At 60.7% G+C, this 12824-nt stretch carries 9 protein-coding genes and 2 pseudogenes; 7 read left to right on the plus strand and 4 right to left on the minus strand.

Going from position 1 to position 12824, the window contains the following annotated elements:
• Positions 1-26: 26 nt before the first annotated feature.
• Entirely contained in the window at positions 27-971 is a 945-nt protein-coding gene (locus LPU83_RS49555) for a carbohydrate kinase family protein (protein ID WP_024312767.1), read from the minus strand.
• A 241-nt stretch (positions 972-1212) separates the two neighbouring features.
• On the opposite strand from LPU83_RS49555, the gene recA reads away from it, so the two are divergent.
• The 3 genes and pseudogenes from recA to LPU83_RS49570 all read left to right on the plus strand — a co-directional run.
• A complete protein-coding gene (recA, locus tag LPU83_RS49560; protein ID WP_024312766.1) occupies positions 1213-2298 on the plus strand; it encodes a recombinase RecA in 1086 nt (361 codons plus the stop codon).
• Positions 2299-2451: 153 nt separating this feature from the next.
• Positions 2452-5112 carry an alanine--tRNA ligase gene (gene alaS, locus LPU83_RS49565; RefSeq protein WP_024312765.1) on the plus strand — a complete coding sequence of 887 codons (2661 nt, stop codon included), beginning with the start codon at positions 2452-2454 and terminating at the stop codon, positions 5110-5112.
• Positions 5113-5180: 68 nt separating this feature from the next.
• Positions 5181-5780 (plus strand): annotated as a pseudogene (locus LPU83_RS49570) (AraC family transcriptional regulator); the annotation flags it as partial.
• 11 nt (positions 5781-5791) lie between these two features.
• Here LPU83_RS49570 and LPU83_RS49575 read toward each other — a convergent pair.
• The 3 genes from LPU83_RS49575 to LPU83_RS49585 all read right to left on the minus strand — a co-directional run bounded on the left by LPU83_RS49575 (position 5792) and on the right by LPU83_RS49585 (position 8258).
• Complete coding sequence (locus tag LPU83_RS49575) at positions 5792-6412, minus strand: glutathione S-transferase family protein (protein WP_024312763.1); 621 nt, start codon at positions 6410-6412, stop codon at positions 5792-5794.
• A 107-nt stretch (positions 6413-6519) separates the two neighbouring features.
• The gene (locus tag LPU83_RS49580; protein ID WP_024312762.1) at positions 6520-6966 is read right to left on the minus strand and encodes a GNAT family N-acetyltransferase; all 447 of its coding nucleotides are present in this window, start codon (positions 6964-6966) and stop codon (positions 6520-6522) included.
• A gap of 80 nt (positions 6967-7046) precedes the next feature.
• Positions 7047-8258, minus strand: a complete 1212-nt coding sequence (locus tag LPU83_RS49585) for an NADP-dependent isocitrate dehydrogenase (protein WP_024312761.1) — start codon at positions 8256-8258, stop codon at positions 7047-7049.
• A gap of 186 nt (positions 8259-8444) precedes the next feature.
• On the opposite strand from LPU83_RS49585, the gene LPU83_RS49590 reads away from it, so the two are divergent.
• The 4 genes and pseudogenes from LPU83_RS49590 to murI all read left to right on the plus strand — a co-directional run bounded on the left by LPU83_RS49590 (position 8445) and on the right by murI (position 12775).
• Positions 8445-8975 carry a hypothetical protein gene (locus LPU83_RS49590; RefSeq protein WP_024312760.1) on the plus strand — a complete coding sequence of 177 codons (531 nt, stop codon included), beginning with the start codon at positions 8445-8447 and terminating at the stop codon, positions 8973-8975.
• 149 nt (positions 8976-9124) lie between these two features.
• A pseudogene (locus LPU83_RS49595) lies at positions 9125-11106 on the plus strand (FUSC family protein).
• Between the two features lie 57 nt (positions 11107-11163).
• Positions 11164-11994, plus strand: coding sequence for an RNA methyltransferase (locus tag LPU83_RS49600; protein ID WP_024312759.1), 831 nt, complete (start codon positions 11164-11166; stop codon positions 11992-11994).
• The gene (murI, locus tag LPU83_RS49605; RefSeq protein WP_024312758.1) at positions 11975-12775 is read left to right on the plus strand and encodes a glutamate racemase; all 801 of its coding nucleotides are present in this window, start codon (positions 11975-11977) and stop codon (positions 12773-12775) included. Before LPU83_RS49600 ends, murI begins: the two co-directional genes overlap by 20 nt.
• Positions 12776-12824: the final 49 nt, after the last annotated feature.

Raw genomic sequence — 12824 nt, forward strand, 5'->3', positions numbered from 1 at the left:
TCTCTTCCATTTCGTCGGTATTGCCTTCAATGCAAAATTCTCGCCGGTGGAACAAGCGAAAGTGTCTCCCTGACCAACTCCGGGGAGAGGTTTTCATTGACGGCGTGCGGAGACTGTACCGTAAGAGCTGCGGCAGCGGCGCCCTCCCGAACGGCATCGGCCAAGGGAATCCCGCGCATCAATCCCGAAATAACGCCGGCCGCGAGCGAGTCGCCGGCGCCTGTGACATCTGCGACGCCTTCGAGGTTTGCCGGCTGCAGGGCAACGACGCGGCGATCCGCAAAGGCGATCAGCTCGCGCTGGCCGCGCGTGACGACGCCGCCACGCAAACCGATGTCACCCAGCAGTGATGGCCAGTGCGCCGGATCGTTGGGGCGTTCGCCCGTCAGCGCGGCGGCCTCTGCCTCGTTGAGGAAAAGATAGTCTATCCCTTGAATGCACGGCTTCAGCTTGATTGCCTTCGCCGGTGAGATTGCGATCGCGCCCACCGGCTTGCCGAGCGCTTTGGCGCGCTCGACGATCGACGCCAGGGTGTCTGCCGGCAGGTTGGCATCGAAGAGGATGAAATCAGTCGCGGCAAAGGCATCGCGGACGGCGCGGATCGAGAGCCGGCGCGGCATGAACATGCGGTAGAGATCCATGTCGGCAAGGGCAATCACCAGGTTTCCGTCGTTCTCGATGATGGCAGTATAACTCGGCGTCTTCCGATCCAAGAAAACGAAGGGGCGATCGTGAACGCCTGCGAAATCGGCCGCCTCGCTGACCATCTCGCCGACCGGATCGCCGCCACGGGGCGAGATCATCGTCACGTCGAAGCCCAGCCGGGCAAGGTTGCGCGCCGCATTGAAGCCGCCGCCGCCTGGCTCCTCGAACCATGAGCCCGGATTGCTGGCGCCGGCCACCGTGCCGCCAGAAATGCGTCCGCGCCTGTCGATGTGTGCGCCGCCGAGGACAAGAATCTTCTGCTTCATTTCATCGTCCTGCATCGCCGGAAAGATACGAATCGTCCCGCCGCCGCCGTCGGGTTGGCGACGAGTGCCCTATCTCTAAGCCGTTGCTTTCCATTACTAAAACAAATGTAGAACACAGGCTATTTTACCTTTTTCTTTCAATTATTTGAACCTCGCTTGCGCGATGAGAACAAATACGGTACAAAATCGAGATCGGCGGCGACATTGCTTGAGCGGCTTCAATAACCTAAAGGTGGATCGAATGTCACAGAATACATTGCGGCTTGTAGAGGACAAATCGGTGGACAAAAGCAAGGCACTTGAAGCGGCACTCTCACAGATCGAGCGGTCGTTCGGCAAGGGCTCTATCATGAAGCTGGGCTCGAACGAGAGCGTGGTCGAGATCGAGACGGTCTCGACGGGCTCTCTCGGGCTCGATATTGCGCTCGGTATCGGCGGACTGCCGAAGGGACGCATCATCGAGATTTACGGGCCGGAAAGCTCGGGCAAGACGACGCTGGCACTGCAGACGATTGCGGAAAGCCAGAAAAAGGGCGGTATCTGCGCCTTTGTCGACGCCGAACACGCGCTCGATCCGGTCTATGCCCGCAAGCTTGGCGTCGATCTGCAGAACCTTCTGATCTCCCAGCCGGATACCGGCGAGCAGGCCCTCGAGATTACCGATACGCTGGTGCGCTCCGGCGCCATCGACGTGCTCGTTGTCGACTCCGTGGCTGCGCTGACGCCGCGCGCTGAAATCGAAGGTGAAATGGGCGATAGCCTGCCGGGCCTTCAGGCACGACTGATGAGCCAGGCGCTGCGCAAGCTGACGGCTTCGATTTCGAAGTCGAAGACCATGGTCATCTTCATCAACCAGATCCGCATGAAGATCGGCGTTATGTTCGGCTCGCCGGAAACGACGACCGGCGGTAACGCGCTGAAGTTTTATGCTTCCGTTCGTCTCGACATTCGCCGTATCGGCGCGGTCAAGGAACGCGAAGAGGTGATCGGCAACCAGACGCGCGTCAAGGTCGTCAAGAACAAGATGGCGCCTCCCTTCAAGCAGGTCGAATTCGACATCATGTATGGCGAAGGCGTGTCCAAGACCGGCGAGTTGGTCGACCTCGGCGTGAAGGCCGGTATCGTCGAGAAATCAGGTGCCTGGTTCTCCTATAACAGTCAGCGCCTCGGTCAGGGTCGCGAAAACGCGAAGATTTTCCTGCGCGACAATCCGGAGGTCCTACGCGAGATCGAAGCATCGCTTCGTCAGAATGCTGGACTGATCGCCGACCGCTTCCTGCAGAATGGTGGGCCTGATGCAAATGATGGGGACGACGTCGAAGGATAGTTCCCAACAGGTTCCGAACAGTTCGAAACCGGCCGCATTCTCGATCAGAATGCGGCCGGTTTTGTTTGTCGGCTGGACAGTGGTTAATGCGAGCGATAAAAGCCACTGGATTTAAGATTTGACCTGCCTATTGGCAGCATTGAAGGGCATAGCATGAGCGGTGTGAATGATATCCGGTCGACCTTCCTCGACTACTTCAAGAAGAACGGCCATGAAATCGTTCCGTCGAGCCCATTGGTGCCACGCAACGATCCGACGCTGATGTTCACCAATGCCGGCATGGTGCAGTTCAAGAACGTTTTCACCGGCCTGGAGCAGCGCCTGTACAAGACCGCCTCGACAGCCCAGAAGTGCGTCCGTGCCGGCGGCAAGCATAACGACCTCGATAATGTCGGCTATACCGCGCGCCATCACACCTTCTTCGAGATGCTCGGCAATTTCTCTTTTGGCGACTACTTCAAGGAGCGGGCGATCGAGCTCGCCTGGAACCTGATCACCAAGGAATTTGCGATCGACGCCAAGCGGTTGTTGGTCACCGTCTACCATACGGACGACGAGGCCTTTAACCTCTGGAAGAAAATTGCGGGTCTGCCGGACGAGAAGATCATCCGCATCCCGACCAGCGACAATTTCTGGGCGATGGGCGATACCGGCCCGTGCGGCCCTTGCTCGGAAATCTTCTATGACCACGGTGATCATATCTGGGGTGGCCCTCCCGGCTCGCCGGAAGAAGACGGCGACCGCTTCATCGAGATTTGGAACCTCGTCTTCATGCAGTACGAGCAGGTCATGAAGGATGAGCGCATCGACCTTCCGCGTCCGTCGATCGACACGGGAATGGGGCTGGAGCGCGTTGCCGCTGTTCTGCAGGGCAAGCATGACAACTACGACATCGACCTGTTCCGGGCTCTGATTGAGGCTTCGGAAGAAGTGACAGGCGTAAGGGCAGAGGGCGAGCGGCGTGCAAGCCACCGCGTCATTGCCGACCACCTGCGTTCCTCAGCGTTCCTGATTGCCGATGGCGTGTTGCCCTCGAACGAAGGCCGCGGCTATGTGCTTCGTCGCATCATGCGCCGCGCTATGCGGCATGCCGAGCTGCTCGGCGCCCGGGAACCGTTGATCTGGAAGCTGCTCCCGGCGCTCGTTCAGGAGATGGGGCGTGCATATCCGGAGCTGGTCCGTGCGGAATCGCTGATCTCCGAGACGCTCAAGCTTGAGGAAACCCGCTTCCGCAAGACGCTGGAGCGTGGCCTCTCGCTGCTGTCCGATGCCACGACGACGCTCGGCAAGGGTGACATGCTCGATGGCGAGACGGCGTTCAAGCTCTACGACACCTATGGCTTCCCGCTCGACCTGACGCAGGATGCGCTTCGCGCCCGCGAAATCGGTGTCGACATATCGGGCTTCACCGACGCGATGGAACGCCAGAAAGCCGAAGCACGCTCGCATTGGGCTGGCTCCGGCGACAAGGCTACCGAGACGATCTGGTTTGAACTCAAGGAAAAACACGGCGCGTCGGAGTTTCTCGGCTACGATACCGAGACCGCAGAAGGCGTTGTTCAGGCCCTTGTGAAGGACGGTGCGTCGGTCGCGTCTGCGTCGGCCGGGGACAAAGTTCAGATCGTCGTCAACCAAACGCCGTTCTACGGCGAGTCCGGCGGCCAGATGGGCGATACTGGCGTCATTACCTCTGATACGGCCAAGATCGAGATCACGGATACACAAAAGAGGGGCGAGGGCCTCTTTGTCCACATCGGCTGCGTCGTCGAAGGTAGCGTGAAGGCAGGCGATGCGGTGGCGTTGACGGTCGACCATTCGCGCCGCTCGCGCCTGCGCGCCAACCACTCCGCCACGCACTTGCTGCACGAGGCGCTGCGCGAAGTGCTCGGTACCCATGTCACCCAGAAAGGCTCATTGGTCGCCCCCGAGCGCCTGCGCTTCGACGTTTCGCATCCGAAGCCGATGACCGCGGACGAGCTGAAGGTCGTCGAAGACATGGCGAACGAAATCGTGCTGCAGAATTCGCCGGTCACAACCCGCCTGATGAGCGTCGATGACGCGATTGCCGAGGGCGCCATGGCGCTGTTCGGCGAAAAATACGGCGACGAAGTTCGCGTCGTCGCCATGGGCCAGGGCGTGCGCGGCGGCAAGGCGGGCAAGCCTTATTCGATCGAGCTTTGCGGTGGCACGCATGTCGGCGCGACCGGTCAGATCGGCCTGATCCGCGTTCTGGGCGAAAGTGCGGTTGGCGCTGGCGTGCGCCGTATCGAGGCGGTCACCGGCGAGTCCGCGCGCGAATACCTGGCGGAACAGGACGAGCGCGTCAAATCGCTTGCGACGTCGCTCAAGGTGCAGCCTGCCGATGTTCTTGCTCGTGTCGAGGTGCTGATGGATGAACGCCGCAAGCTGGAGCGCGAACTGGCCGAAGCCAAGCGCAAGCTTGCGATGGGCGGCGGGCAGGGCGGTTCTGCCGATGCGGTCCGTGATGTCGCCGGTGTGAAATTCCTCGGCAAGGCGATCTCGGGCGTGGATCCCAAAGATCTCAAGGGTCTCGCGGATGACGGCAAGGCGAGCCTCGGTTCCGGCGTCGTCGCGCTGATCGGCGTTGCCGAAGACGGCAAAGCAAGCGCAGTCGTTGCAGTGACCCCGGACTTGACGGGCCGGTTCAGCGCCGTCGATCTCGTTCGCGTCGCGTCGGCTGCTCTTGGCGGCAAGGGCGGCGGCGGTCGTCCCGATATGGCGCAGGCGGGCGGCCCGGATGGGGCAAAGGCGGACGAGGCGATCGAGGCTGTGGCGGTCGCGCTGGCAAGCTGAGCGAACTGACGTTCGCACGAAACTCTTTGGAAGGCGGGGCAGGTCCCCGCCTTTTCATTGGCGGAACTAAGCGATCGGGCTATCCCAACCTCCAGTCCTTCAACCGTATCTTCAAATCGGTCTACGGCATGCCGCCGGCGCAATACCGGAAAGAGGGAAGCCACAAAGCCTTTGATCCCTTACCCAACGGAAAGACTGCAGCGATGTTTGACATTACCTCACGGAAGATTGAACCAATTCAATTGCTTGGCGTGCCGCATGTCGGCTCGTACATGCAGATCAGCCAGGCGTTCGAGACCTTGTTCGGCACGCTCTATGCGCGTGGGCTTGCCAAGCCTACGATGCGCATGATTGGTGTCTATCTCGACGATCCCGACATTGTGCCGGCCGAAAAGCTGCGGTCGGTCGCATGTGTGACCACCGACGGCGAGATTTCCCCCGCGGCGCCGTTCGAACGCCGCGTGCTGGACGGCGGGGAGTATGCGGTGCAGCGCCACAAAGGCCCCTATGCTGACATGCATAAGGCTTACCAGTGGCTCTATGCGGAATGGTTGCCCGCTTCAGGCCGGCAGCTTCGCGACAGTGTGATGTTCGAGGAGTATCTCAACAACCCACGCGATGTGCCGCCGACCGAGCTTTTGACTGACATCCACTTGCCGATTGCCTGAGCCTCTGGCCGCTACTGGGCGATCTTCATGGCCTCGTCATCGATTGCGACGGCGCGCTTATGGGCCGGGCGATCGGTGACTCGGCCGAGATAATCGACAAAGGCCTGCCGCTTCTCGATGGTGCCGAAGCCCAGGCCCCAGCCAATATGCGAGCCGACGTAGACGTCGGCCGCCGTGAAGCGATCTCCGGCAACGTAGGGCGTGGTACTGACGGCGTGCTCCAGCGTGTTCATCACATCGGCGAATCTGCCATATCCCGCCATCCGGGCTTTGTCGGGAGGCGTTTCAAAGCCCAATGCCTTGTTGGTGGCTGCGGCTTCGAGCGGTCCGGCGGTAAAGAACATCCAGCGATAGTAGCTGCCGCGTTCATCCGGCGTTGGCGCAAGGTCTGCCTCGGGGAAGGCGTCAGCGAGGTAAGCGCAGATTGCGGCGCACTCGGTGACGACCGTCTTGCCATGCCGGACCGCGGGAACCTTGCCCATCGGGTTGACGGCAAGGTACTCCGGCGACTTCATGGTTCCGCCAAAGGTCATGATCTCTGTTTTGTACGGTACGCCTGTCTCCTCCAGCATCCAGCGGGCGATGCGACCACGCGACATGGGGTTGGTATAGAATATTAGTTCGTCTGCCATGCACTCCTCCTCATTTTCTGTTTGCGTTCCTGGATCCGAACATAGTGTATCAAGCCCGGCCACCAGGGAGATAGGACAGAGAGGTCCAGCGCAAAGTCCGCAACTATTTAGAGCGCCTTGCGATATTGGATGAAGCCAGATCGCTCGGCGATCCTGTCGTAGAGTTTTCGCGCCGTTGCGTTTGTTTCGTGCGTCATCCAGTAGAGTCGACCGGCACCATGTTCACGGGCGAGATCGGCGACGGCGTCGATGAGAGACGCGCCGGTGCCGAGACCGCGCTGCGTGTCGTCGACATAGAGATCCTGCAGATAGCAGGTCCTCTTTGGCAACCAAGTCGAGCGATGGAAGATGGCGTGGACGATGCCGACGAGGCGGCCGCTATCGTCGAACGCGCCGAGCGCGTGCATGTCCTCGGCGGGATCCTGAAAGCGACCCCAGGTCAGATCCGTCGTCTCCGGCGCAATGACGACCTCGTAGAAGCGCTGATAGCCGGCCCAAAGCGGCTCCCAGGCGGCGCGGTCGGATGGTTGTAGCGGACGGATCGTTGTGGTCATTGTTCATGTTCCCCTTTGACGTCGCTGAAACGAAAACGGCGGGGAAATCCCCGCCGCACCGTTCGCATATCGCTGATGGCTTATGCCATGGCCTTCTGCAGGTTCTCGTCGATCTTATCTAGGAAGGCAGTGGTCGACAGCCAAGGCTGATCGGGGCCGATGAGCAGCGCCAGATCCTTGGTCATGAAGCCGGCTTCGACAGTGTCGACGCAGACCTTTTCGAGCGTGGCCGCGAACTTTGCGAGTTCGCCATGGTCGTCGAGCTTGGCGCGGTGCGCGAGGCCGCGGGTCCAGGCGAAGATCGAGGCGATCGAGTTCGTCGAGGTTTCCTGGCCCTTCTGGTGCTGGCGGTAGTGGCGGGTAACCGTGCCGTGTGCGGCTTCGGCTTCGACGGTCTTGCCATCCGGGGTGAGCAGAACCGAGGTCATCAGGCCGAGCGAGCCGAAGCCCTGTGCGACCGTGTCGGACTGGACGTCGCCGTCATAGTTCTTGCACGCCCAGACGTAGCCGCCGGACCACTTCAGAGCGGATGCGACCATGTCGTCGATCAGCCGGTGTTCGTAGGTGATGCCGACTTCCTTGAACTGATCCTTGAATTCGGTCTGGTAGACTTCTTCGAAGATGTCCTTGAAGCGACCGTCGTATGCCTTGAGGATCGTGTTCTTGGTCGACAGGTAGACCGGCCACTTGCGCATCAGGCCGTACATCATCGAGGCGCGGGCGAACTCGCGGATCGACTCGTCGAGGTTGTACATGGCCATGGCAACACCGGCGCCCGGGGCGTCGAAGACTTCCTTTTCGATGACCTGGCCGTCTTCACCGACGAACTTGATGGTCAGCTTGCCCTTGCCGGGGAATTTGAAGTCGGTGGCTCGGTACTGGTCGCCGAAAGCGTGACGGCCGACGACGATCGGCTTGGTCCAGCCCGGAACGAGGCGCGGAACGTTCTGGCAGATGATCGGCTCGCGGAAGATCACGCCGCCGAGGATGTTGCGGATCGTGCCGTTCGGGCTCTTCCACATCTGCTTGAGGTTGAATTCCTTGACGCGGTCTTCGTCGGGCGTGATCGTCGCGCACTTGATGCCGACGCCGTGCTTCTTGATGGCGTTGGCGGCGTCGATCGTGACCTGGTCGTTGGTGGCGTCGCGGTTTTCGACGGAGAGGTCGAAGTAGTCGATGTCGAGGTCAAGATACGGATGGATCAGCTTATCCTTGATGAGCTGCCAAATGATGCGAGTCATTTCATCGCCGTCGAGATCGGCGACGGGATTGGCGACCTTGATCTTCTTCATGTATCTGCCTCGTTAAGCTTAGAAGGGACGGGCGTCCCGGGTGGGTGATATCAAATCCGGAGCGCTATAGCATTGTGCGCCGGGAGTGCAAAGCCGGAAGCGGGAGGCGGCGGCGTTTTTGCGGCCATTGCCAAGCCGTGGAAAATGGCTAGTCTCCGCCGCGAAACCATTGCCCGGATATTCGTCATGAAGAAGATTTCTCTTGCCCTAGCGGTCCTTCTCGGCTCGACCGCACTGATCCTTGCCGCCGATGTTACGGCACCGGTCAAGGAGATCATGGATGCAACGATCAAGAACTGGTCGGGTGCGGACAGCGACTGGATCGACATCTTCGATGCAAGCAAGCTTTCGAGGCTGTATAGCAAGGACTTCGTGACCAAATACCAGGCGGCGATCCAGAACCCGGCTGCCGACGAAGACGGGGTTTCGCCTTTCGACTACGACGTGATCGTCAATGGCGAGGATGCATGCCCTCTCGAGGATTTGACTTATACGCCGAAGCCTGGCGCTGACGGAGCGACGGAAGTGATTGTCACTTTCAAGAAGGCGACATGCATGGATGACGGATCGGACAAGCAGGCCGTGACCACCGTTCGGTTCGAGATGCTCGACGAGGTCGGCAAGCCTGTGATCGATGACATCGTCACCGAGGGTGATCCTGGGCAACCACCGAATTCGCTCAAGAACACCATGGTGCAGATCGCCAAGGGCCAGTGATGGCTCGGATAACTCGGGGCCGTATTTTTCCGAGATGGTCGGTGCGCTCGGTTCTCACCGTCGAGTAGCGGTTGTGTGGAGGGACGGCGAAGCCGTCCGTTGGTACTTGTCGAAAACGCCCTCTATCATTGGCTGTCTGAGGGGCGCGAATGAGGGGCCAGAGCAGCTTGCTTTCCGGTTTTGACTTTCGTGACTGGTTGCTCGCCCACGACCCGGCGCTGTCGCGTCTGCGAGTGGCGTCGCGTGTAACGCTGACGATAGCGCTTTCATTTGGGGCGCTGCTTGCAATCCACCATCTGCTGTTTCCGCTGCCGACGGCTGCCTACGGTCTCGGCATTGTCTTGTCGATCGAAGGCGCCGTCGCGGTAAAAGACAAGGGTAGCGCGTCGCAGCTTGTGACGCGTCTATTTGGTTGCGCGGCGAGTGTCTGCGTTGTTGGCCTTGCCGCAGCGCTGGAAGCAAATCGCTCTGTCTCAGACGCAGCCTTCCTGCTCATCATCTTTCTTGCCGCGGCCGGACGGGTGTTCGGCCCGCGGGGGCATGCGATCGGCATGTTCGCCTTCACATCCTATTTCATGGGTGCTTACTTCCGCCCGTCCATTGCAGAGCTTCCGCTGATTGCGATCGGACCGGTCGCTCCGGCGCTGATCGGGCATGTTGTGCGTTCTCTCGTGCTTCCCGATGATTGGCGTCGGGATCTCTTGCGTTCGCTGGAAAGCGTGCGCGGCCGCATCAACCAAATTTTATTCAAGATCGCGGCGCTCGCGTCCGTGGGGCGAATGACGGACAAAGATGCGCAGGAACTGCGCCAGCTGGAGGAGCGCCTGAAGGAAGTCGTGCTCATGGCGGAGGGCTTCCGCGACCACCGACGGGAGTGTTCGATGCCGGCACGGAGCCCGCCGCCGAGTTGGCTATCCGCCTGTTCGACGCTCACCTTGCCGCCGAGAGCGCGATTGTACTCAGTTCGCAAAGCGTGCCGCCGTTTGCTCTCGTTCACGCCATCATCGAGGGAGATCCCATCCCCAGGACGCCGGTGACGCCCGATGAATTGCAAGCTGAGACGAGCCAGGCATTGATCCGCCTCGGTGAGGCGCGCGCGCTGCTCGCGCGGACGATCGAAACGGGCTACGCGACCGGATTTGTCGAGGTCGCTGCCGTGACAGAAACGGTTGGCGCCCCTGCCAAGATCGACTTTTCGCTCGCCAATCCCCTGATCCGTTCGGCGCTGCAGGTAACGCTAGCATCCGCGATCGCGATGACGTTCGGCTTGATGCTATCGCGCGAGCGCTGGTTTTGGGCCGTGCTCGCTTCCTTCCTGGTGTTCACCAACACGAACTCCCGTGGCGACACCGCGACGAAGGCCCTGCAGCGTTCCCTTGGGACGCTCTTTGGGATTGCGATGGGGCTGGTCTTGACGACGTTTCTCACGCCGCATGTGGTAGCTGCGCTGGCGGTCACGACGGTTGCCATTTTCCTCGCGTTCTATTTCCTGCAGACGTCCTACGCGACGATGACCTTCTTCGTCTCAATCGCGCTCTGCCTGGTCTACGGGATGATCGGGACGCTGACGGTCGACCTGCTCATGCTGCGTATCGAAGAAACGATGCTTGGGGCGGCGGCGGGCACGTTCGTTGCCTTCGTCGTCTTTCCGGCGCGAACGCGGGTGGCGCTCGATGTCGCGCTAGGCAAATGGTTTGCCGCGCTGCAGGAGCTGCTTTCGGCCGCGGCTGCGAGGGAAGCGACAGATTTGCTGATCGCTCTTTCGCAAAAGCTAGACGCTGCCTACCGCGATCTAACGGCTGCAGCACGTCCTCTCGGTTCGACCTGGTCAGTTGTCACCAGACCGGGACACACCAGGCAGACGCTGGCAATCTTTCTCGCGGCGACCTATTGGGCGCGGATCATGGCCAAAGACTACGGTGGCCCTGCGTGCGATGCTGAGAGCATTAAGCTGATTGACGCAGAGCTCCAACGCGTGACGCTTCTGGCAGGGCGTCAGTCGGAGTGTTTTTTCGTCGACCGAAAGACTAGCGGTGCGCCCGGACGGCACTTGGCGCTGTCACATGCCGGCGCGCGCCTGGGCGTGGAAATGATTACTTCGACGTTGGACAGGCTCTACCCGAACGCTTGACCCTTGCCGTTTTGGCCCGGCTTGGCTATTCCGCCCGTAACAAAAGGATCCAGCGTCATGGCAGGCACGAACAGCGAGCGGCAACTTCTCACAGAAGGTCCGGTTATCATTCTCGTCGAACCCCAGATGGGAGAGAACATCGGAATGGTTGCGCGCGCCATGGCGAACTTCGGCCTAGCGGAACTCAGGCTCGTCAACCCGCGCGACGGCTGGCCGAACGACAAGGCTCAGGCTGCCGCCTCGAAAGCAGATCATGTGATCGAAGGCACGAAGGTCTTCGAGACGCTGGAACAGGCGATCGCCGACTTGAACTTCGTCTATGCGACGACGGCGCGCGAGCGGGACGGTTTCAAACCAGTGCGTTCGCCTGTCGTGGCGGCAGAGACGCTACGGGCGAAATTCCGCGCAGGCGAGGGCACCGGAATCCTGTTCGGCCGCGAGCGGTGGGGTTTGACCAATGAGGAAGTCGCGCTCGCCGATGAGATCGTCACTTTCCCGGTCAATCCCGCTTTCGCGTCGCTGAATATCGCGCAAGCCGTGTTGCTGATGTCCTATGAGTGGATGAAGTCGGGCATGGAAGATATCGGAACCGTTCCTTTCCAGGCGATGTCGCAGACGCAATCGACCAAGGAACAATTGTTCGGTCTTTACGACCAGTTGGAAGAGGCACTGGAGGCCCGCAATTATTTCCACCCTGCCGGGAAAAAGCCCAAAATGGTGGACAATCTGCGCGCAGTCCTGTCCCGCCGCGCCTTCACGGAGCAAGAAATCAGCGTGTTGCGCGGCGTGATCTCCTCCCTCGACCGCTTCTCGCGGAAGTATCCGCGCGGCAGCCGACCACCTGCAGATGCCAAGGAACAGCCGAACGATGACCCCAGCGGCGAATGAGCTGAAACCGGTTCTGGTCTTCGATTCCGGCATCGGGGGGCTGACCGTGCTGCGTGAGGCGCGCGTGCTGATGCCAGAGCGCGGTTTTATCTACATCGCCGACGATGCCGGCTTTCCCTATGGCGGCTGGGAAGAGCAGGCGCTGAAGGAACGGATCATCAGCCTTTTCGCCAGGCTGCTTGCCGAGCATGACCCAGAGGTCTGCATCATCGCCTGCAACACGGCGTTCACGCTGGTTGGCGCCGATCTGCGCGCGGCCTATCCTGAGATGACCTTTGTCGGTACGGTACCGGCGATCAAGCCGGCGGCAGAGCGGACGCGCTCAGGGCTCGTCTCGGTGCTGGCGACGCCAGGGACGGTCAAGCGCGCCTATACGCGCGATCTGATTCAGTCGTTCGCGCAGCAATGCCATGTACGCCTCGTTGGCTCCGAAAACCTGGCGCGAATGGCGGAGGCTTATATCCGCGGCGATACCGTATCCGACGAGGTCGTGCTGTCCGAGATCGACCAGTGTTTCGTGGAGAAGGACGGTCGCAAGACCGACATCGTGGTGCTTGCCTGCACGCACTATCCCTTCATGGCCAACGTCTTCCGGCGGCTCGCACCCTGGCCGGTCGATTGGCTGGACCCGGCGGAGGCGATTGCGCGGCGCGCCCGCAGCCTGGTACCGAAGGTCGCCGATGCTGTGCACTCCGACAATTTCGACTTTGCAGTATTCACTTCGGGCAATCCCGATTTTGCGACGCGGCGGCTGATGCAGGGGTTTGGGCTCAGGGCTTGACGTTCGGCGCTAGCGCCAACACCAATCTGGTCTTGATGCAATAAGGGCT

Origin of the sequence: Rhizobium favelukesii (genome assembly GCF_000577275.2) — a bacterium.
GTDB classification, from domain to species: Bacteria; Pseudomonadota; Alphaproteobacteria; order Rhizobiales; family Rhizobiaceae; genus Rhizobium; species Rhizobium favelukesii.